20 protein-coding genes are annotated in these 21068 nt (G+C 62.6%); 16 read left to right on the top strand and 4 right to left on the bottom strand.

Going from position 1 to position 21068, the window contains the following annotated elements; all coding sequences use genetic code 11:
- Window positions 1-63: 63 nt before the first annotated feature.
- The 8 genes from HX875_RS21290 (at window position 64) to HX875_RS21255 (ending at window position 7935) form a co-directional block, all read left to right on the top strand.
- A complete protein-coding gene (locus tag HX875_RS21290) occupies window positions 64-1248 on the top strand; it encodes an MFS transporter (RefSeq protein ID WP_177045402.1) in 1185 nt (394 codons plus the stop codon).
- Window positions 1249-1278: 30 nt separating this feature from the next.
- Window positions 1279-2295: a polysaccharide deacetylase family protein gene (locus HX875_RS21285; protein ID WP_177045400.1), complete on the top strand. Its 1017-nt coding sequence runs from the start codon at window positions 1279-1281 to the stop codon at window positions 2293-2295.
- A 34-nt stretch (window positions 2296-2329) separates the two neighbouring features.
- Entirely contained in the window at window positions 2330-2860 is a 531-nt protein-coding gene (locus tag HX875_RS21280; RefSeq protein WP_177045398.1) for an ester cyclase, read from the top strand.
- A 16-nt stretch (window positions 2861-2876) separates the two neighbouring features.
- Window positions 2877-3287, top strand: a complete 411-nt coding sequence (locus HX875_RS21275) for a VOC family protein (RefSeq protein ID WP_177045396.1) — start codon at window positions 2877-2879, stop codon at window positions 3285-3287.
- A 179-nt stretch (window positions 3288-3466) separates the two neighbouring features.
- Window positions 3467-4453 carry a sugar ABC transporter substrate-binding protein gene (locus HX875_RS21270; RefSeq protein WP_177045394.1) on the top strand — a complete coding sequence of 329 codons (987 nt, stop codon included), beginning with the start codon at window positions 3467-3469 and terminating at the stop codon, window positions 4451-4453.
- Window positions 4453-5988 carry a sugar ABC transporter ATP-binding protein gene (locus HX875_RS21265; protein ID WP_177045392.1) on the top strand — a complete coding sequence of 512 codons (1536 nt, stop codon included), beginning with the start codon at window positions 4453-4455 and terminating at the stop codon, window positions 5986-5988. The genes HX875_RS21270 and HX875_RS21265 overlap by 1 nt, the downstream gene beginning before the upstream one ends.
- Window positions 5975-6967, top strand: a complete 993-nt coding sequence (locus HX875_RS21260) for an ABC transporter permease (RefSeq protein ID WP_177045390.1) — start codon at window positions 5975-5977, stop codon at window positions 6965-6967. The genes HX875_RS21265 and HX875_RS21260 overlap by 14 nt, the downstream gene beginning before the upstream one ends.
- Entirely contained in the window at window positions 6964-7935 is a 972-nt protein-coding gene (locus HX875_RS21255) for an ABC transporter permease (protein ID WP_177045388.1), read from the top strand. Before HX875_RS21260 ends, HX875_RS21255 begins: the two co-directional genes overlap by 4 nt.
- A 30-nt stretch (window positions 7936-7965) precedes the next feature.
- Here the strand turns inward: HX875_RS21255 and HX875_RS21250 are convergent, their stop codons facing one another.
- The 4 genes from HX875_RS21250 to HX875_RS21235 are packed head-to-tail and all read right to left on the bottom strand — an operon-like array spanning window position 7966 to window position 11884.
- A complete protein-coding gene (locus HX875_RS21250) occupies window positions 7966-8817 on the bottom strand; it encodes an urea carboxylase-associated family protein (protein WP_177045386.1) in 852 nt (283 codons plus the stop codon).
- A gap of 14 nt (window positions 8818-8831) precedes the next feature.
- Entirely contained in the window at window positions 8832-9497 is a 666-nt protein-coding gene (locus HX875_RS21245; RefSeq protein ID WP_177045384.1) for a GntR family transcriptional regulator, read from the bottom strand.
- A 16-nt stretch (window positions 9498-9513) separates the two neighbouring features.
- Complete coding sequence (locus HX875_RS33015) at window positions 9514-11022, bottom strand: amino acid ABC transporter permease/ATP-binding protein (RefSeq protein WP_177045382.1); 1509 nt, start codon at window positions 11020-11022, stop codon at window positions 9514-9516.
- A gap of 16 nt (window positions 11023-11038) precedes the next feature.
- Entirely contained in the window at window positions 11039-11884 is an 846-nt protein-coding gene (locus tag HX875_RS21235; protein ID WP_177045380.1) for an ABC transporter substrate-binding protein, read from the bottom strand.
- 264 nt (window positions 11885-12148) lie between these two features.
- Between HX875_RS21235 and HX875_RS21230 the strand changes: the two genes are divergently transcribed.
- From HX875_RS21230 to HX875_RS21195, 8 genes are all read left to right on the top strand, one after another.
- Complete coding sequence (locus HX875_RS21230; protein WP_177045378.1) at window positions 12149-13549, top strand: DHA2 family efflux MFS transporter permease subunit; 1401 nt, start codon at window positions 12149-12151, stop codon at window positions 13547-13549.
- A 120-nt stretch (window positions 13550-13669) separates the two neighbouring features.
- Window positions 13670-14629 carry an AraC family transcriptional regulator gene (locus tag HX875_RS21225; RefSeq protein WP_177045377.1) on the top strand — a complete coding sequence of 320 codons (960 nt, stop codon included), beginning with the start codon at window positions 13670-13672 and terminating at the stop codon, window positions 14627-14629.
- Window positions 14630-14714: 85 nt separating this feature from the next.
- Entirely contained in the window at window positions 14715-16091 is a 1377-nt protein-coding gene (locus tag HX875_RS21220; protein ID WP_177045375.1) for a Rieske 2Fe-2S domain-containing protein, read from the top strand.
- A complete protein-coding gene (gene benB / locus HX875_RS21215) occupies window positions 16088-16576 on the top strand; it encodes a benzoate 1,2-dioxygenase small subunit (protein WP_177045367.1) in 489 nt (162 codons plus the stop codon). Before HX875_RS21220 ends, benB begins: the two co-directional genes overlap by 4 nt.
- A 10-nt stretch (window positions 16577-16586) precedes the next feature.
- Window positions 16587-17609 carry a benzoate 1,2-dioxygenase electron transfer component BenC gene (benC, locus tag HX875_RS21210; protein ID WP_177045365.1) on the top strand — a complete coding sequence of 341 codons (1023 nt, stop codon included), beginning with the start codon at window positions 16587-16589 and terminating at the stop codon, window positions 17607-17609.
- A 10-nt stretch (window positions 17610-17619) separates the two neighbouring features.
- On the top strand, window positions 17620-18381 hold the full coding sequence (locus tag HX875_RS21205) for a 1,6-dihydroxycyclohexa-2,4-diene-1-carboxylate dehydrogenase (protein ID WP_177045363.1): 762 nt from the start codon (window positions 17620-17622) through the stop codon (window positions 18379-18381).
- A gap of 55 nt (window positions 18382-18436) precedes the next feature.
- Window positions 18437-19771 carry an MFS transporter gene (locus HX875_RS21200; RefSeq protein WP_177045361.1) on the top strand — a complete coding sequence of 445 codons (1335 nt, stop codon included), beginning with the start codon at window positions 18437-18439 and terminating at the stop codon, window positions 19769-19771.
- Between the two features lie 39 nt (window positions 19772-19810).
- Complete coding sequence (locus tag HX875_RS21195) at window positions 19811-21058, top strand: OprD family porin (RefSeq protein ID WP_177045359.1); 1248 nt, start codon at window positions 19811-19813, stop codon at window positions 21056-21058.
- Window positions 21059-21068: the final 10 nt, after the last annotated feature.

The following is a 21068-nucleotide window of genomic DNA, read 5'->3' as shown; positions in this document are numbered from 1 at the left end:
AATTATCAAATTAAACCCAAAGGACTAGTTTTGCACCCATCGTTAACCAGCGGAGTGACTGACATGTCGTCCAACCCTGCAAAAATGCCCATCCAGGTCTGGGTGCTGACCCTGGCGGCCTTCGCCATCGGCACCGCCGAATTCGTGATTGCCGGCTTGCTGACCCAAGTCTCCCATAGCCTCAACATCACTGAAGGGCAGGCGGGCAACCTGATTACCGCCTATGCGCTGGCCATCGTGGTCGGCGGCCCGGTGCTGACGATCTGGCTCTCACGCTACGAAAAACGCACGGTGCTGTGGCTGTTGATGGCGGTGTTCGTCGGCGCCAACGTGATGACCGCCCTCAGCAGCGACTACAGCGTGTTGCTGGTGAGTCGGGCGATTGCCGGGCTGACCCAGGGGCCGTTCTACGGGATCGGTGCCGTGGTCGCAACGCGCTTGGTGGCCAGCGGCATGGAAGGCCGCGCCGTCGGCCAGATGTTTGCCGGGCTGACGTTGGCCAACGTATTGGGCGTACCCGCCGGCTCGTGGATTGGCAATCAATATGGCTGGAGCACGGCCTTCCTGGTAGTCGCCGCGTTGGGCGTGCTCGCGTTGCTGGCAATCGTCGTGTCGATCAAGCGCCAGGGCACCGAGCAGGCGGTTTCGGTGATCAACCAGTTGTCGGTGTTTCGTAACCGCAACCTGCTGGCCAGCCTGATGTTCACCGTGCTCGGCTGGGCCGGGTTCATGGCCTTTTATGGCTACATCGCGCCGATTGCCGAACAGGTGGCCGGGTTTGATTCGACGATGTTGACCGCGGTGCTGGTCGTGGTCGGCATTGGCCTGGTAGTCGGCAACAGCCTCGGGGCGCGTACCGCCGACGCCAACTTGCGCTTTTCGCTGATGTTCTGGCCGGCGGCGATGATCGTGACGCTGATCGCCGCAGGCCTCGTGGCGCCCTACAAGTGGCCGTTCCTGGTGACCGCGTTCCTCTTTGGTATCGCCTCGTTCGCCAACGTGCCATCCATGCAAATGCGCGTGATGAAGCACGGCGGCAAGGCCCCGGAGCTGGCTGCCACGGCGAATATCTCGGCCTTCAACCTGGCCAACGCCCTGGGCGGCATCCTCGGCGGCATCGTGGTGGACAGCCACTGGGGCGCGGCGGCCATTCCGTTCGCTGCCGCAGCGATTCCGTTGCTCGGTGTGCTGTTCATCGTTTCCCAGGAAGGCGCGGGCAAAGCCACCCGGACTGCCGCAATTGCTTGATCCCCTGAATTCAGTATGAGGTGAACCAACATGGACAAAACCGATAACCCGCAACGTCGTGCTTTCCTCGCCCAGGCCGGCGCAGGTGCAGCCGTTCTGGCCGCAGGATCGCTGCTCGGCCCGGCCACTGCCAACGCCGCGGTGACAGGGCAGGGCAACGCTGCCCCCGCGGTGACTGCCGGCAAGGCAACCGGGCGTTTCTGGCCTGGGGACATCCGGCTGGTGGTGTCCATTTCCATGCAATTCGAGGCAGGCGGCCAACCGCTCAAGGGCACTGACAGTCCGTTCCCCCACGTGGATTTTCCCGACAGTGTTCCGCAGGATGTGGCCACCAACACCTGGTTTGCCTACGGCTACCGTGAAGGTATTCCGCGGATGCTTGACCTCTGGGACCGGCATGGGGTGAAAGTCACCTGCCACATGATCGGCGACGCCGTAAAGCGCAACCCAGCGCTGGCCCGGGAGATCGTCGCCCGTGGGCACGAAGCCTCGGGGCATGGCCCGCACTGGAGCTCGCAATTTGCCATGAGCCGCGATGAGGAGCGCACCTTCCTGCGCCAGGCCGCGAGCATGCTGCAGGACGTCACCGGTCAGCCGGTCACCGGCTACAACTGCAACTGGCTGAGGCGCGGGCCCAATACCTTGTCGTTGTTGCAGGAGCTGGGCTACGTCTATCACATTGATGATGTGAGTCGTGATGAGCCGTTTATCGAGCAGGTCAATGGCAAGGACTTTGTCGTGGTCCCGTACACCCTGCGCAACAACGACATCGTGTTGATTGAGGGGCGCAATTACTCGCCCTCGAAATTTCTTGAACAGGTCAAGCTGGAGTTCGACCAGCTCTACCAGGAAGCCGGGAGCCGACGCCGCATGATGGCGATCAGTGCCCACGACCGCATCAGCGGTACGCCGCAAATGGTCAGGGTCTGGGACGAGTTTCTGCGGTACGCCAACAGCCATCCCGGCGTGGCGTTCATGCGCAAGGACGCCATCGCTCAATACACTTTGAAAAGCCCCCTCAGCCTCAGGGAAAGCGAAACCATCTGAGTTCGTTCTCTTCGCCTTTATAGGATGTGCCTCTATGCAACGCTCCATTCCCTTTATCGCCGCCGGATTCCTGGCCCTGACCCTCTCGGGCTTGGCGTTTGCCACCACCGAGCTGGTGGCGCCCGGTGTCCTGGTGGTGGACAAGCGCCTGACCGCCACGCAACTGAAGATCATGGAAACGGTCGCCCGGCGTTACGACACGTTCTGGAATACCGGTGACGAGAGCCTGGCCCGTGAAGCGCTGGCGCTCAACTTCATCGACAAAACACCGCCCGCCGGGCGCAAGCAAGGGCCGGAGGGCCCGCTGCTGGCCTCCCGCGCGTTTCGCGGCGCGGTGCCGGACCTGAGCTGCGAAGTGGAGCAAATGATCATTGCCGGCGATCGCGTCGTGGCGCATTTGCATTTTCGCGGGCACTTCACCGGTTCCTTCGGCCAGATCAAGGGCACCGGCCAGGTCGTGGACTTTATTGCCACCGACATTTATCAGATTGGCAACGGCAAGATCGTCGCCAACTGGCACATCGAAGACAACCTGACGCTGATGAAGCAGTTGGGTGCGCTCTGACGGGAGGGCTCTGCACATGACCGTTCACTACCTGGATCACTTCACGCTCCGCACGGAGCATGTCGACGCGACGGTGAGTTTCTATCGTGACGCCCTCGGCCTTGAGGAGGGCTGGCGCCCGGCGTTCCCTTTTCCGGGGAGCTGGCTTTATTCAGCAGGGCGGCCGCTGTTGCACATCGCCAACGTTCAACGCAACGATGCGGCGCTTGAAGCGTACCTTGGCGGGCGCAGCCCGGGGCACGGCTCAGGTGCGCTCGATCACATCGCATTGCGCTGTGACGATCTGCCAAGGCATCAACAACGCCTGCGCAAGCGTGGGGTGCCGTTCACCGAGCGGGTGGTGCCGGAGCTGTTCGAGCACCAATTGTTTGTCGAGGACCCGAACGGTATCAGGGTCGAGCTGATCTTTGCTTACCCGGCGGCCTGAGGTGACTGCCCGGCCAACTGTTGGCTGGGCAACAGCTATCGGGCAGTTGTGGTTTGCGCTGGACAGCGCACTGCCGACGACTGTTTTCATCTGATTGATTCTATTGATATTTATTTATGGCATGGGCTCTGCAATGCATACAGGTGAACCCTTTCACCCGTCGCTCAGCGGAGCCTTGTATGCCTTGCACCTTTTTCTCGCGTTCCCGTTTTATCTGGCTTGGCGCAGCGCTGTTGCTGGGCCACGCCGCCGTGTCCCAGGCTGCCGAGGGCGATGACGCGGTACCGTCCCTGGCCGGCAAGCGCATTGCCGTGAGCATGACCGGTACCAGTCACTACTTCGATATCAAGGCGTTCCAGGCCCAGGTCGACGAGATCAAGCGCCTCGGCGGCACGCCCATCACCCTGGATGCCGGGCGCAATGACAAGAACCTTGTGACCCAGCTGCAAACCGTGGTCACCCAGAAACCCGATGCGGTGATCCAGACCCTCGGCACCCTCAGCGTGATCGACCCGTGGCTCAAGCGCATCAGCAAGGCCGGCATTCCGCTGTTCACCATCGATGCGCCTTCGCAGTACAGCCTCAACAACACCACCTCCGATAACGTCGCCACCGGCAAGGCCCTGGCCGATCAGTTGATCAAGGACGCCGGTGGCAAGGGCAAGATCCTGGTGTTCAACGGCTTCTACGGCGTGCCGGTCTGTGCGATTCGCTACGATCAGTTGAAGCTGGCGCTCAAGGATCATCCGCAACTGGAGATCATCCAGCCGGAGCTGCGGGATGTGATCCCCAACACCGTGCAGGACGCCTATTCCCAGGTCTCCGCCTTGCTCAACAAGTACCCGGCCGGCAGCGTCTCGGCGATCTGGGCGGCGTGGGACATTCCACAACTGGGGGCGAGCAAGGCGTTGATCGATGCCAAGCGCACCGAGATCAAGACCTACGGTGTGGACGGCACGCCTGAGGTGCTGGAACTGCTGGGCCAGGCGAACTCGCCGGTAGGTGCGGTGGTGGCCCAGCAACCCGCGCTGATCGGCAAGACCGCCGTGCAGAACGTGGCGCGGTACCTGGCCGGGCAGCGCGACCTGCCCAAGGAAACCCATGTACCGACGCTGCTGACCACCGCTGCCAACCTGGCGCAGGTCCAGCAACTGCGGGGTGATTGATGGCGGCGTTGCACTTGCAGCATCTGCGCAAACGCTTCGGTGCCACCCTGGCGCTGGATGATGCGAGCCTGAAAGTCGAGCGCGGTACCATTCACGGCCTGGTGGGCGAGAACGGTGCCGGCAAGTCGACCTTGATCAAGGTGTTGGCGGGGATCCACAAGGCGGACTCGGGGCAACTGAGCATTGACGGCCAGTCGTACGCTTCACTGTCGCCGCGCCAGGTGGACGCCCTGGGTGTGCAGTTCATCCATCAGGAGCGGTTATTGCCGGCGAGTTTCACCGTAGGCGAGGCGTTGTTCTTCGGGCATGAGTTGCGCCGTGGTCCGTTTGTCGACCGGCGTCGCCAACAGCGCGAAGCCGAGCGTTTGCTGGCGGAGTATTTTGACCTGCAACTGCCGGCCGGTGCGTTGGTGGGCGAGCTGAACAGCGCCGAGCGCCAGGTGCTGCAAATCACCCGGGCGTTGATTCGCCAGCCGAAGATCCTGGTGTTCGACGAGCCCAGCGTGGCGCTGGTCAAGCGCGAAGTCGACCAGTTGCTGCGCATCGTCAAGCGCTTGCGGGACCAGGGTTTGTCGATCCTCTATATCTCCCATTACCTGCAGGAAATCGACAGCCTGTGCGATGAGGTGACGGTGTTGCGCAATGGCCGCGATGTAGCGGTGGTGGAGCCGCGGCATACCTCCAGCGCGCAGATTGCGCGGTTGATGGTCAATCGCGAAGTCCAGGAGATGTATCCCAAGGCGCAGGTCGAACTTGGCGAGCCGTTACTGCAGGTGCGCGGGCTGAGCCTGGCCCGGCGTTACCGGCAGATTGACCTGGAACTGCGCCGGGGCGAAATCGTCGGCCTGACCGGGCTGGTGGGGTCGGGGGCCAAGGATTTGCTCAAGACCCTGTTTGGCGTGGTGCGTGCCGACAACGGCAGCGTTCATCTGGAAGGTCGTCTGTTGCGCCTGCGTTCACCGGGTGACGCGATCGCCCAGGGGATTGCCCTGGTGCCGGAAGAACGTCGCAGCCAGGGGATTTCGCCGCTGCTCTCGGTGCTGGAAAACCTGACCCTGGCCGGACTTGGGCGCTTCAGCCGCTGGGGTTTGCTGAGCAAACGCCAGGAGCAGGCCGAAAGTCTGCGGCTGATCAATGAATTGGCAATCAAGGCGCCGGGCCCGCAGGCGGCGGTCAGCCAGTTGAGCGGCGGCAACCAGCAGAAGGTTGCCCTGGGCAAATGGCTGAGCCGGCGCTCGGCGGTGTACCTGTTGGACGAGCCGTGCGTCGGCGTGGATGTCGGCGCCAAAGTCGAGATTTATCGTTTGATCGGGCGGCTGGTGGAAGAGGGCGCCGCGGTGCTGGTGTTGTCGTCGGACCTGCCGGAGTTGCTGGGGATCTGCGACCGCATCCTGGTGCTGCACCGAGGCGAAATCGCCGGTGAATTCCAGGCCGGTGAGGCAGACAGTGATCAGTTGTTAGCGTGTGCCACGGGCGCGGTGCAACCCTCGGTAGCCGTGCCGGTGAAACAGGAGGTGGCCCATGTCCCTGCTTGAAACGGCGACCCCGGGCTTGTCCCAGCGACTGTGGGTGCTGGTGTTGCGACGCGGCTCGGTGGGCGTGTTCCTCGCGATTTTGCTGGGGTTTGCCGTCTCTGCGCCGAATTTCCTGTCGGTGGGCAATATCGCCAATGTGTTCAGCCAGTCGGCGATCCTCGGGGTGCTTGCCTTCGGCCTGACCTGCGTGATTATCGGCGGCGGCTCCAACGTGGTGGCCGGCGGCCTCGACCTGTCGCTGGCGGCGAACCTGGGGTTGTGCGCGGCGGTGTTCAGCCGCCTCAACAATGCCGGTTTCGACCTTTGGGCCAGCCTGCTGCTGACCTTGGGCTGTGGACTGGCGGTCGGCCTGCTCAATGGCCTGGCCGTGGTGGTGCTGCGCTTGCCACCCTTGCTCGCGACCCTGGCAAGCATGAATGTGCTGGCCGGGCTGGAGCTGGTGCTCACCGAAAACACCGTGGTGTCCACTGACTCACCGTTGCTCGACCTGCTCAGCGGCGGCACCTGGCTGGCCGTGCCGGCACTCGCCTGGGTGTTGCTGGTGACGGCCTTCGTACTGACGCTGCTGATCCAGCACACCCCCTACGGGTTACGCCTGCATGCCGTAGGCGAGTACCCGCACGCCGCTGAAGCCGCCGGGATTCGCGTGCCGGCCTATGTGCTTTCCAGCTATTTGCTGTCGGGGCTGTGCGCGGCAGTGGCGGCCTTGTGTTCGGCGGCGTTTTTCAGCGGCAGCACCACCGGCTCCGGTGACATGTTGCTGTCGGTGGTGGCGATCGCCTTTCTCGGCGTGGTGTTTTCCCGGCGGCTGGTGGCCAGCATCCCCGGCACCTTGCTGGCGACTTTGCTGATCGGCTTTTTGATCAACGGGTTTCAACTGCTCAACCTGTCGAGCTTCTGGGTCAACGGTGTGCAGGGCGTGTTGATTCTGCTGGTGGTCGCGGCCTCCAGTGCTTTGAATCGGGGAGAGTCATCATGAGCCGAATCGCAACCATGGGCGTAGCGGGTTGGCGTTCGCTGTTGCCCCTGACGTTGCCGCTGGTATTCGTGGCCATCGTGCTGGTGTTTGCCTGGCAGGCGCCCGGGTTTCTCAGTGGCGGCAACCTGAAAAGCCTTGCGCTGAACAACTTCGTGCTGTTGGCGATTGTCGCCATCGGCATGACGTATGCGGTGGCGGCCGGTGGCATCGATTTGTCGGTGGGCACCGCGGTGGATTTCGCCAGTTTCAGCTTTGTGGTGCTGCTTAACGCCGGGCACGGATTGGGCGTGGCGATTGCTGGCGCGTTGGCCGCCGGGCTGCTGGTCGGGTTGTTCAATGCCGGCTTGATCGCAGGGCTCAGGATCAGCCCGTTCCTGGCGACCCTGGGCACCTTGTTTATCGGCACCAGTGCCCAGCAGTTGCTCTCGGACGGCGGCCAACCGATCTATATCGCCCAGGGATTCAAACCGGAACTGGCGAGCTTCAGCCCGCTGGGCGTGCCGTTGCCACTGTTGATCGTGCTGGTACTGGCCGTGGTCTACGGCCTGTTGCTGGCCCGTGGGCGCCTGGGGCGGGAGTTGCTGGCCCAGGGCACCCAGCCGTTGCTGGCGTATTACTCGGGGTTGTCGGTGCGGCGCATCGTCACCACCACGGTACTGGCAGCAGCGCTGGCGTGCGCAGTGGCGGGGATTCTGCTCAGTTCGACGGTGAGTGCTTACGTGCCGCTGTCGGGCAATGCGTTCCTGTTGAATGCGATTGGCGCGGTGTTTATCGGCACCACCCTGAATCGCCAGGGCCGGGCAAATATTCCGGGCACGTTGCTGGGGGTGCTGTTTATCAATGTCATCGCCAATGGCCTGCTGCTGATCGGCTGGAATTTCTACTGGCAGCAGGTGGCAACCGGCGTGCTGATTTTTGCGGTACTGGCCTTCAGCTTTATCAGTCGCAGGATTGCGCAGAACACCTGAGGCACAGGGCCCCAGGTGTCAGTCGGGCCGTTACTTTTCCCAGTCAGCCTTGGGAATCAACAGGCCATGGTTGCCGTTATAGGCGGCGCGCTCGGGCTGCTTCCAGCCTTCAAGCAGCGCGTCGTCCAGGCGGTAGATCTCAACCCCCAACGGCCGGCACACCTTCAGCGGGTCTTCGGCATCCGGGCCCCACATCGGCAGCGACAGGTCGCCGCCGGGGCAGGTGGAGAGGGCGCACAGCAGGTCGATTTCGGCGAAGAACTCCAGGTAGTCGCCCTGCTTGGCCGGGCAGGCTTTCATGAAGTACATGTCGTCGTGGTTCAGGCCGGTGCACTGGAAGATGTTCAGCACGTCGTGCACATCGAACTCGGTCAGGCCGTGGGGCAGCACCGCGCGGGTCAGGTTGGAGTGGCAGTGGTGGTGGAAGTCTTCTCCGGTCAGCATCTTGTTCACGTAAGGGTCGCAGCGCGTGCCCAGCAAGTCGTGCAAACGCCCGCCGTGCTCGTCGATGCCGTAGTCGGCCAGGCTGTCGTCGGTGATGGTGACCATCGGCCGCAAAAACGGCAGGTTCGACCACAGGCGGTCGTAGGTCGTGACATGAGCACCTTGCAGCTGGCGGGTGCGCGCTGCCCACATGCGTTCACGGGGGTCGTTGGCGCTCCACACGTTGAAGTCACCGACCTGCGGGCCAACCGGGGTGGTCACGCGGAACACGTGGCCTGCCGGGACTTTCCAGGCACGGCCGGTGCGGATCGGCACTTCGAATTGCTCGATCAGGGTGCGGCCCTCCCTGGACTCTCGCACGCGGTCATAGAAGGCTTTGTCGACCTGCAAGGCTGCGCCTTTGCTGACTTGGTAGGCTGCCGGGTAGTCCTTGTACATGGTGGGATCTCGCTTCAGGGTTTTGGGAGGCTGCTGAGGATGTCCAGCAGCAGCGATTCGGAGTCGTTGAGGTAGCTGGCCAAGGCTTCGCCGGCGGCTTGCTTGTGGCCGTCAACCAGCAAGTCGTGAATCTGCCGGTCGCGTTCCAGCCAGGGCTTCTGGAAGGTTTCCTCGCTGGGGGCGTTGGAAAACACCAGGCGCATCTGGGCCGCAATATGGGTGAAGAACTCATCCAGCAACGGGCTGCGCATCAGCCCGACGATGTGTTGGTGAAAGCGCAGGCTGTGGGTACCGAAGGCCTGCCAGTTCTCGCGGTCCTGGGCCAGTTGCGCGGCCTCGATGGACTCGAGCATCAGGTCGGACTGGTATTCGCGCAGCGGCTTGCTGGCGGCAATCGCCTGCAACTCCAGGGTGCGCCGCACCTTGAAGATGTCGCGCACTTCATCCACCCCCAGGCGGCGCACGATCACGCCTTTATTGCGCACGTAACTGGTCAGGCCTTCGCGGCCCAGGTGGTGCAAGGCTTCGCGCACGGTATTGCGCGAAGCGTTGTAGGCGTTGACCAGCTCGCTCTCCACCAGCGGCATGCCGGGCAGCAGGCGGCCGCCGATGATGTCTTCGCGCAGTTCGATGGCAACCTGGTCGGCCAGCGACAGGCTGGGTTCCTTGGCTTGGCTCACGTTGGGGCTCCTTGGCTCACGCCAGTTGGACGTCTTTGAGGAACTTGGTCATGCGTTCGCTGCGTTGCTCGAGCATTTCACGGGGCGCGGCGTCCTGGATAATCTCGCCGCCTTCCATGAACACCACGCGATCGGAAAGCTTGAACGCGAAGTTCATTTCATGGGTGACGATGACCATGGTCATGCCTTCGCGGGCCAGTTCCTCGATCACCGCCAGCACGTCGCCCACCAGTTCCGGGTCGAGGGCCGAGGTGGGCTCATCAAACAGCATCACCGAAGGCCGCATCGCCAGCGCCCGGGCAATTGCCACACGCTGCTGTTGGCCGCCGGACAGCTGGTGCGGGTATTTGCCGGCGTGCTCCAGCATGCCGACCTTGCGCAACAGGGCCAGGCTCAACAGGCGCAATTCTTCGCTGCCACCATGGGCATGGTAGACGGGCGCGAGCATCACGTTCTCAAGGGCGGTCTTGTGCGGGAACAGGTTGAACCCCTGGAACACCATGCCGACGTGGACGATGCCGCGCATATGCACCTTGTGACCCAAGGCGCCTTGCGGCTCCCGGGTACCGCGCAGGAACGGCTGGCCTTGCAGGGTGATTTCGCCGCGGTCCAGGCTTTCGAGGCCGTTCATGGTGCGAATCAGCGTGGTCTTGCCTGAGCCCGACGGGCCGATGATCGACACCACTTCACCCCAGCGCACATTCAGTTCCACGCCCTTGAGCACCTCCAGCTCGCCATAGGCCTTGCGCACGGCACGGGCCTGCAAGGCAAACTCGCCGGGCTCGGCCTGGCCGGCCGCACGCCGCGTCGCTACCCCGTCAAGTTCGGCGGGGGCGATGGCCTTGGGTTTGCGGCGGGTCACGTCCAGGTGGTTTTCCAGCACCCGCAACAGCCAACTGAACACCGTCACGATGAACACGTAATAGAACGCCACCGCCAGCATGGTCTCCATCACCAGGAAGTTCTGGGTGTAGAGCTGTTGCCCCACCAGCAGGATTTCCGAGAGCGAAATCACCGACACCAACGAGGTCAGCTTGACGATGGTGATGTACTCGTTGGCCAGTGTGGGCAGCGCCACCCGCAGCGCCTGGGGCACCACGATCAACCGCTGCACGCCGCGATAACCCACGCCCAGCGCCTTGCCGGCTTCGCGCTGGCCCTTGACCACCGCCAGCAGGCCGCCGCGGTGGATCTCGGCGATGTAGGCCGCCTCACTCAGCACCAGGGCGATCAAACCCGCCGAGTAAGGGTTGGACAGCACCACGCTGGTGGACGGAAATACCTGCGGCAGGTTGTAGACGAAGATCAGCAGGACCAGCAACGGCAAGCTGCGGAAGAACCAAATGTAGACGCCGGCGGAGTCCCGCAGCCAACGGCGTTCCGACTGTCGGGCCAGGGCCAGGAAGAATCCCAGGACAATCCCCAGCAGCCAGGTTTCCAGGCTCAGCTCGACCACGGTGCCGACCGCTCGCCAGAAGTCGCCGTTCCACAACAGGCCCAGGGTGTAGTGCCAATCGAATTGCATACATGTGCTCCGCGTTTCAGTTACCCAGTGCCGCACTGATCTCGGCGGCGTTCGGCTCGGCCAGGTTGTAGCGCGCCAGCAGCTTGCCGTAGCTGCCGTCCTGCTTGATCTGGTTCAGGGCGCCGGTCAGTTCCTGGAGCAGTGCCGGGTTTTCCTTGCGCACGGCCAGGCCGACCACCACCGGGTAGATCAGCTCGCTGGAGCTGATCACGGTTTTGCCTTGCAGCTTTTCGACGGTGATCTTGGCCACCGCTGCGTCTTCCATCTGCACATCGACCGCCTGGGCGAGCAGGGCCTGGGCGGCTTCCGGGGAGGTCGGGAACTCGCGGGACTCGATCGCCGGCTTGCCCGCAGGGAGGCAGTATTCAGCCGAGACTTTGTTCAGCTTTGGCACCCACGACGCACCCTTGATCGACCCGACGCGCTTGCCGCACAGGTCTTCCGGGCGCTGGGGTTTGAAGTCGCCGGCGCTGAGTACCATCAGCGACGAGCCGGTCTTCAGGTAGCTGAGGAAATCCACCTGCTTGGCACGCTCGGGGGTGACATACAACGCCGAGGCCACCACGTCGAAGCGCTGGGCGTTGACGCCGAGGATCAGGTTGGCGAAACGCGTGTCGAGAAAGCGCGGCTTCAGTCCCAGTTGCGTGCCCATCAACTGCATGAACTCCGGATCGAACCCGGCCGGAGTTTTTTGTTCAAGGTAGGTGTAGGGCGGGTAGGTGAGGTCCGAGCCGATCGACAGCTCGCCCGGCTTGAGGGTGCCCTTGATCTCGGCCGCCGACAGTAGCGGTGCCACACACGCCAGGGTGATCGCCAGCCCCAGGGTGCGCATGGTGGTGTTGCCCGTCAGACCTTTTTGCATGTTCGTCGCCTCGGTTACTGGATACAGGGGTGATTTGGATTGTTCAACAATCCTGCATTAACCAGTAAGCCGTTATCGTGCCAACTAATGGTTTTGCGCGGTTTTTGACGGTTTTTTAAACGTGAGAGGGCCGTTTTTTGTACGCGCGCACACCAAATCGGGGCGATTCGTTACCGGGCGCTACGTGGTGGGGCAGGAATATTGCGGGGCATAAAGAAGCGACTTATTGATAAAGTGCCGATTCAAAATCGTGAGTGACCCGCAATGCCGTCGATGTCCCAACGCCGCTCGACCTTGATCGCCTTGTTGGTGGCCGTCACCTTCTTCATGGAGAACCTCGATGCCACGGTGATCGCCACCGCGCTGCCGGACATCGCCAAGACCTTCGGCGTGGGCGCGGTGGACGTGAACATCGGGATGAGCGCTTACATGCTCGCCGTCGCGGTGTTCATTCCCATCAGCGGTTGGCTGGCGGACCGCTTTGGCTCGCGGCTGGTATTCGGTTGGGCGATCGTGCTGTTCAGCCTGTCTTCGTTGCTGTGCGGCTTGAGTGACAGCCTGCAGACCTTCGTCGCCGCGCGCGTGTTGCAGGGCATCAGCGGGGCGATGATGGTGCCGGTAGGGCGCCTGGCGGTGTTGCGGGCTACCGAGAAAAAAGACCTGGTGCGGGCGATTTCATTTATCACCTGGCCCGGCCTGGTGGCGCCGATACTCGGGCCACCGGTGGGCGGGTTTATCGTCACTCACGCATCCTGGCCATGGATTTTCTACCTCAACCTGCCGCTGGGCCTGCTGGCATTGATCGCCACGCTGGTACTGATCCCCAAGCGTGACGAAGTGACGTCCCGCACCTTCGATTTCAGCGGTTTCCTGCTGGTAGGCGTCGCCAGTGCGGCGCTGCTGTACGGTGTCGAGCTGCTCGGGCAAAGCCGTGGCAGCCTGTTGCAGGGCCTGTTACTCAGTGCCGCCGGCGTGATGCTTGGCGCCTTTGCCTGGCGCCATATGCGCCGGCATGCACAGCCGTTGCTGGCGCTGGAGGTGGTGAGCGTGCGCACGTTCAGCGTGTGCCTGTGCGGTGGGTCGATTTTTCGGGTGGCCATCAGCACCTTGCCGTTCCTGCTGCCGTTGATGTTTCAACTGGCGTTCGGGCTCTCTGCCTTCGATGCGGGGTTGCTGGTGCTGGCGGTATTTGCCGGCAACCTGGCGATGAAACCCTTCACCACAGCGGTGATGCAGCGCTGGGGCTTTCGTCCGGTGCTGATGATCAACGGCATCCTTGGCGTACTGGCGATTGCGGCCTGTGCGTTGCTGGACCAGCGCATGAGTTGGGCGCTGATCCTGTTCATTCTGTTCGTGGGCGGCCTGTCACGCTCCATGCAGTTCACCTTGTTCAACACCCTGGGGTTTGCCGACATACCCAAGGCGCAGATGAGCGATGCGTCTACCTTGTTCAGCATGTTTTTCCAGCTGAGCATGGCCATGGGCGTGGCGATTGGTGCGCTGTTGTTACGTTTTGCCATGAATTTACACGGCAACACCGGGCAGGCCGCGACCGCCGATTTTCAGCTGACGTTTCTGTGGGTGGCGGTGATTGCCGGCGTGGCGTTGCTGGATAACCTGCGGCTTCCGGCCCAGGCGGGAGAATCGGTGCTGCAACGAAAGTGAGCCCACGATACCTTCGGGGTATGAAGCAACACCTATTGAATATTGGACGGCCTGTGCCCCCGGCAGCACTCTGCGTTGAAGCAGAAAATCGGGGCCCATAATAATAAAAGAGGCGCAACCATGACCGTGCTATTGAGTGAGCGCAGCCAGATATTTGAGCGGGCCGATGCCTATGTGGTGTCGGACTATGTGAACCAGCATGTGGGCAGCCACCGCATCCGCCTGCCGCCAAAAGGGCGCCCGCAGGCGAGCATCAGCCACCGGACCTTTTCCAGCCTGGACCTGTGCCGCATCAGCTACGGCGCGCCGGTGCGGGTGACGTCGGTGGCGCTGGAAACCATTTACCACCTGCAGGTACTGCTCGAGGGCCATTGCCGTTCGAACGCTCGGGGCGAGGAACTGGTGTTCGGACCGGGGGAGATCCTGCTGATCAACCCGGATGACCCGGTGGACCTGACCTATTCCGCAGACTGCGAAAAATTCATCATCAAATTGCCGGTGCGCCTGCTGGAAAACGCCTGCCTTGAGCAGCACTGGACGCTGCCCCAGGATGGCATCCGTTTCGCGGCGGCGCGCCATGTGCTGACTGAAATGGGCGGATTCCTGCCGTTGCTCGGGCTGATCTGCCACGAGGCGGAAAACGCCGCCGAGCCCGAACTGCAGGGCCTGTATGAGCGCGTCGTGGCAAACAAGCTGCTGGCGCTGCTAGGCAGCAACGTGCTGCGCGTGATCCCCCGGCCCGACCAGCGCGGCGGCTTTGAAGCGCTGCGCGAATTTATCGAGGAGCATCTGACCGACGACATCAGCACTGAGCAACTGATGGCCGTGGCCAAGGTCAGCGAGCGCTCGCTGTATACCTTGTTTGAACGCCAGGTCGGCGTTTCGCCCCGTGACTATATCCGCCAACGCAAACTGGAGCGGGTGCACGCCGTGTTGCAGCGGGGCGCTGCGCGCAGCGTCACCGAGGTGGCGCTGGATCACGGGTTTGTGCACCTGGGGCGGTTCTCCGAGGCCTACCGCAAACGCTTTGGCGAGCTGCCGTCCTACACCTGGAAGCGCCGGCTTGCGCCAGGCGGATAACGATTTGCAGCCAGCGGATATTGACGGGTAGGGCAAGTACATAAGGTGGAGGTGCCTGATACAAGAACAACCGAGGGCCTACCCCATGATCAGCACATTCGACCGACTCGCCCGACAATTGCGCGACTCCGTCCAGGAAGATCCCGCCACCGGGGTGTTCCGTTGCCGCCGCGACATCTTCACCGACCCCGACCTGTTCGACCTTGAGATGAAGCATATTTTTGAAGGGGGCTGGGTCTACCTGGCACACGAAAGCCAGGTGCCAGAGATCAACGACTACTTCACCACCTGGATCGGCCGCCAACCCGTGGTCATCACCCGTGACAAACACGGCACGCTCCACGGCCTGGTCAACGCCTGCGCCCACCGTGGCGCCATGCTCTGCCGCCGCAAACAAGGCAACAAAGGCTCGTTTACCTGCCCGTTCCACGGCTGGACCTTCAGCAACGCCGGCAAGCTGCTCAAAGTGAAAGACGCCAAGACCGGCGCCTATCCCGACAGCTTCGACTGTGACGGCTCCCACGACCTCAAGCGCCTGGGCCGCTTCGAAAACTATCGCGGCTTCCTGTTCGGCAGCCTCAGCGAGTCGGTGCCGGAACTGAGTGATTATTTGGGTGAAACCCGGGTGATCATCGACCAGATGGTCGACCAGGCACCGCTGGGCCTGGAGGTACTGCGAGGCAGTTCGTCCTATGTGTATGACGGTAACTGGAAGCTGCAGATCGAAAACGGCGCCGACGGTTATCACGTCAGCTCCGTGCACTGGAACTACTCGGCGACCATGGGCCGGCGCAACTACGAAGCCGAAGGCACGCGCACCGTGGACGCCAATGGCTGGTCGAAAAGCCTCGGCGGTGTCTACGCCTTCGAGCACGGTCATATCCTGCTGTGGACGCGCCTGCTCAACCCGCAGGTGCGCCCGGTGCATGCTCACCGTGAGGCCCTGGCCGAGCGCCTGGGCCAGGAACGCGCCGACTTTATCGTCGATCAAACCCGCAACCTGTGCCTCTACCCGAATGTGTACCTGATGGACCAGTTCTCCACGCAGATCCGCGTGGTACGGCCGATTGCCGTGGACAAGACCGAAGTCACGATCTACTGCATGGCACCCAAGGGCGAAAGCGCCGAGGAGCGCACCACGCGCATTCGCCAGTACGAAGATTTCTTCAACGTCAGCGGCATGGGCACGCCGGATGACCTGGAAGAATTCCGCGCCTGCCAGACCGGTTACCAGGGCGCGACCACCTTGTGGAATGACCTCAGCCGTGGCGCGAAACAGTGGGTCGAGGGCGCCGACGAAAACGCCCAGGCCATGGGCATGCACCCGCAGCTCAGCGGGGTGAAAACCGAAGACGAAGGCCTGTTCGTGCGCCAGCACGCCCACTGGGCGCAAAGCCTGCAACGTGCGATCCAGCAGGAGCAGCAACGCTTGATCGCCACAGACAAGGAGGTGCTGGCATGAGTGCTTCCCGCGATCGCCTGCTGGACTTTCTGTACCGCGAAGCCCGGCTGCTGGATGACCGCCAGTGGGACGAATGGCTGGAATGTTACTCACCCAAGGCCGAGTACTGGATGCCCGCGTGGGACGACCACGACACCCTGACCGAAGACCCCCAGAGCGAAATCTCGCTGATCTATTATCCCAGCCGCGACGGCCTGGAAGACCGCGTGTTCCGGATCAAGACCGAACGCTCCAGCGCCAGCACCCCGGAACCGCGCACCGCGCACCTGATCACCAACCTCGAAGTGCTGGCCGACGACGGTCAACACGTGGAGCTGCGTTTCAACTGGCAAACCCTCAGCCATCGGTACAAGACCACGGATACGTATTTCGGCACCTCGTTCTACCGCCTGGACATCCGCGCCGAACAGCCGCTGATCACGCGCAAGAAGGTGGTGCTGAAAAACGACTACATCCACCAGGTCATCGATATCTACCACATCTGAGGACACGCCCATGACGTACTCCATCGCCCTGAACTTCGAGGACGGGGTGACCCGTTTCATCGACTGCAAGGTAGGTGAAAAGGTCCTCGACGCGGCCTTTCGCCAACGTATCAACCTGCCCATGGACTGCTCCGACGGTGTGTGCGGCACCTGCAAATGCCGCTGTGAAACCGGCACCTATGACTTGGGTGACGACTACATCGAAGACGCCCTGAGCGAAGAGGAAGCCGTTGAGCGCCAGGTATTGACCTGCCAGATGGTGCCGCAATCGGACTGCGTGATTGCCGTGCCGGTGCCGTCGGGTGCGTGCAAGACCGGCACCGCGCAGTTTGCCGCCACGGTGGCGAGCATTACCCGGCATGCGGATGCGGCGTTGGAAGTCAGCTTCGACCTGGACCAGGCGCCGGTATTCCTGCCGGGGCAATACGTGAATATCGGTGTGCCTGGCAGTGGGCAGACGCGCTCGTATTCCTTCAGCAGCAAGCCCGGCGACACGCGCGCCAGCTTCCTGATCAAGCACGTGCCCGGCGGGTTGATGAGTGGCTGGCTGGAGCGTGCCCAGCCGGGGGATGCGGTACCGATGACCGGGCCGCTGGGCAGCTTTTACCTGCGTGAAGTGGCGCGGCCCTTGTTGTTGCTGGCGGGCGGTACCGGGTTGGCGCCGTTCCTGTCGATGCTTGAAGTGCTCGCCGAGCGTGGGGAGAACCGGCCGGTGACGCTGATCTACGGCGTGACCCGGGACCAGGACCTGGTGATGGTCGAGGTGCTTGAGGCCTTCGCCAAACACCTGCCCACCTTCAGTTTTGTCACCTGCGTGGCCGACCCGCAGACCGCGCATCCCCGGCAGGGCTACGTCACCCAGCACATGGCCGCAGACCTGCTGAACGAAGGCGACGTGGATGTGTACCTGTGCGGGCCGCCACCGATGGTCGACGCGGTGCGCCAGCACTTCAAGGCCCAGGGCGTAACGCCGGCCAGCTTCCACTACGAGAAGTTCACCCCCAACGCCATCGTCACCGGCGATGCTGCCTGAGGACACCGCTATGAACTCACGTTTCAACACCAAGGTGGCGCTGGTGACCGGCGCCGCCCAGGGCATTGGCCGCCGCGTGGCCGAGCGTTTGCTGGAAGAGGGCGCCTGGCTGGTGGCGGTGGATCGCTCGGAGCTCGTGCATGAGTTGCAGCATGAACGGGCGCTGATCCTCACCGCCGACCTTGAACAGCACGCCGAGTGCGCCCGGGTGATGGCCGCCGCGAAGGCGCGCTTCGGGCGTATCGATATTCTGGTGAACAACGTGGGCGGGACCATCTGGGCCAAGCCGTTCGAGCACTACGCCGAGAATGAAATCGAAGCCGAGGTACGCCGCTCGCTGTTCCCGACGCTGTGGTGCTGCCATTGCGTGTTGCCCTACATGCTGGAGCAGGGCAGTGGCGCCATCGTGAATGTCTCGTCCGTGGCCACCCGCGGGGTGAATCGCGTGCCCTATGGCGCGGCCAAGGGCGGTGTCAACGCCCTGACCGCGTGCCTGGCCCTGGAGACCGCCGGCAGCGGCATCCGGGTCAACGCCACCGCGCCCGGCGGCACCGAGGCACCACCACGGCGGATCCCGCGCAACAACCAGCCCCAGAGCGACCAGGAGCGCGTCTGGTACCAACAGATCGTCGACCAGACCCTCGACAGCAGCCCGATGAAACGCTACGGCAGCATTGACGAGCAGGCCGGCGCGATTCTGTTCCTGGCCTGCGACGAGGCCTCCTACATCACCGGCGTGACCTTGCCGGTAGGAGGTGGCGACCTCGGCTGATCCACCGCTGTACCTGCAGACACTGACTCACAACAACAATAATGAGAGCACTGCCATGCGTACCCACGACGTCAATTCGATTATCGATAACGCCCGTTTCAACCGTTTTCACTGGCTGGTGGTCAGCCTGTGTGCCGTGCTGTTGATCTTTGACGGCTATGACTTGTTCATCTACGGCGTGGTGTTGCCGTCGATCATGCAGGAATGGGGCCTGACGCCCTTGCAGGCCGGAGCCCTGGGCAGTTACGCACTGTTTGGGATGATGTTTGGCGCGCTGATTTTCGGCAGCCTGGCCGACAAGTTCGGCCGCCGTAAAGGCATTGCCATCTGCTTTGCATTGTTCAGCGTCGCCACCGTGGTTAACGGCTTTGCCAGCAACCCGACTGAATTCGGGATCTGCCGGTTTATTGCCGGGCTTGGCTGTGGCGGCCTGATGCCCAACGCGGCCGCACTGATTACTGAATACGCACCAAAGAAAATGCGCAGCATCCTGATGGCGGTGATGTTCGGCGGTTACTCCCTGGGCGGCATGCTTTCGGCCGGTGTGGGGATTTTCATGCTGCCGCGTTTTGGCTGGCCATCGATGTTCTTCGCCGCGGCTATCCCGCTGCTGCTGATGCCGCTGATTGTGTATTGGCTGCCCGAATCCATCGGCTTCCTGATTCGCCAGGGCCGCAAGGAACAGGCGCGTGCGCTGCTCAAGCGTCTGTCGCCGCACACCCGGATCGACCCGGAAGATGAGCTGCATATCAGCGCCGGCAAAGGCAAGGGCGCCTCGGTGCTGGAGCTTTTTCGCCATGGCCTGGCGTTACGCACGGCGGCGATCTGGGTCGCGTTTTTCTGCTGCCTGTTGATGGTCTACGCCCTGAGTTCATGGCTGCCCAAACTGATGGCCGGTGCCGGTTACAGCCTGGGATCGAGCCTGTCGTTCCTGCTGGCCCTGAACTTTGGTGGCATCGCCGGGGCGCTGGTCGGTGGCTGGCTGTGTGACCGGCTGAACCTGGTGAAGGTAGTGATCTGCTTCTTCATCGCCGCGCTGGTGTCCATCAGCCTGCTGGGCATCAAGAGCCCGATGCCGGTCCTGTACCTGCTGATCTTTTTTGCGGGCGCCACCACCATCGGCACGCAAATCCTGCTGTACGCCGGGGCTGCGCAACTCTATGGCTTGTCCATTCGCGCCACAGGCCTGGGCTGGGCGTCCGGCATTGGCCGCACCGGCGCCATCGTCGGTCCGCTGTTGGGCGGCGCGCTGATGGGGATTGAACTGCCCCTGCACCTGAACTTCATGGCCTTTGCGATTCCCGGGGCTGTCGCGGTGCTGGCGATGACCGCGTATGCGTTGAATGAGCATCGAGACCGGCCTGCGGGGGTAGTCGCACCGGCGCAGTAAATTCCAGATCTGTCGATAACAATAACTAAGAGCAACGACATGAAAACACAACGTATCTGGCTATCCCTGCTAGGGATGCCCCTTGCGGCGACGGCGGCTGAGGGCGGTTTTATCGAAGGCTCCACGGCCAGCTTGCAGGCCCGCAACTACTACTTCAGCCGCGACTTCTCCGACATCGTCGGCGCCAACAAACAATCCAAGGCAGAGGAGTGGGGCCAGGGTTTTATCCTGACCTACAAATCCGGCTACACCCCGGGGCCCGTGGGCTTTGGCCTGGATGCACTGGGCACCCTGGGCCTCAAGCTCGACAGCAGCCCGGACCGGGCCAATACCGGTTTGCTCCCGGTCAAGGGCGATGGCAGCGCGCCGGATGACTACAGCCGTTTGGGGCTGACCTTCAAGGCGAAGTTCTCCAAAACCGAACTGAAAGTCGGCGAGCTGCAACCCAACCTGCCGGTGCTGGCGTTCAGTGATATTCGCCTGCTGCCGCCGAGTTACCAGGGCGTGAGCGTGAGTTCCGGTGAAATCGCGGGGCTCACGCTACAGGCCGGGCACTTGACCACCACCAGCCTGCGCAACGAGGCCGGCGACGAAAAGATGATCGCCATGCTCGGCCATGTGCCGCAGCGCGGAGCCGAGAGTGACGCGTTCAACTACGTCGGCGGCGACTACGCCTTCAACACCAACCGCACCACAGCCAGCTACTGGCACGGCCAACTGAAAGACATCTACCGCCAGGACTTTATCGGGCTCAAGCACAGCCAGCCCATGGGCGACTGGGTGCTCGGCGCCAACCTGGGTTACTACACTGCGCGGGAAGACGGCGATAAGTTGCTCGGCAAGATCGACAACCAGGCCTTTTTTTCGCTGCTGTCGGCCAGGCGTGGCGGGCACACGTTCTATGTCGGTTACCAGGCCATGTACGGCGACAGTGCCTTCCCGCGGGTGTTTGCGAACATCTCGCCGCTGGGCAACGAGGTGCCCACCTACGAGTTTGCCTACACCGACGAACGTTCCTGGCAAGCGCGATACGACTATGACTTCGCCGCGCTGGGCATTCCGGGGTTGACCACCACCGTGCGCTATATCACCGGCAACAACGTGACCACTGGCGCCGGTTACGAAGGCCGTGACCGCGAGCGTGACCTGGATATCGGCTATGTGGTGCAAAGCGGCGCGTTGAGCGGTGTGGGGATTCGGGTGCGTAACGTGATGGCCCGCTCGAACTACCGCAGTGATATCGACGAGAACCGGCTGATCCTCAGTTATACCTGGAAGCTGCTCTAAACGGCGCCCT

Source organism: Pseudomonas yamanorum (genome assembly GCF_013386765.1).
Classification (GTDB): domain Bacteria; phylum Pseudomonadota; class Gammaproteobacteria; order Pseudomonadales; family Pseudomonadaceae; genus Aquipseudomonas; species Aquipseudomonas yamanorum_A.
The sequence above is the reverse complement of the archived record's forward strand: the minus strand, read 5'-3'. Positions and strand labels throughout refer to the sequence as shown.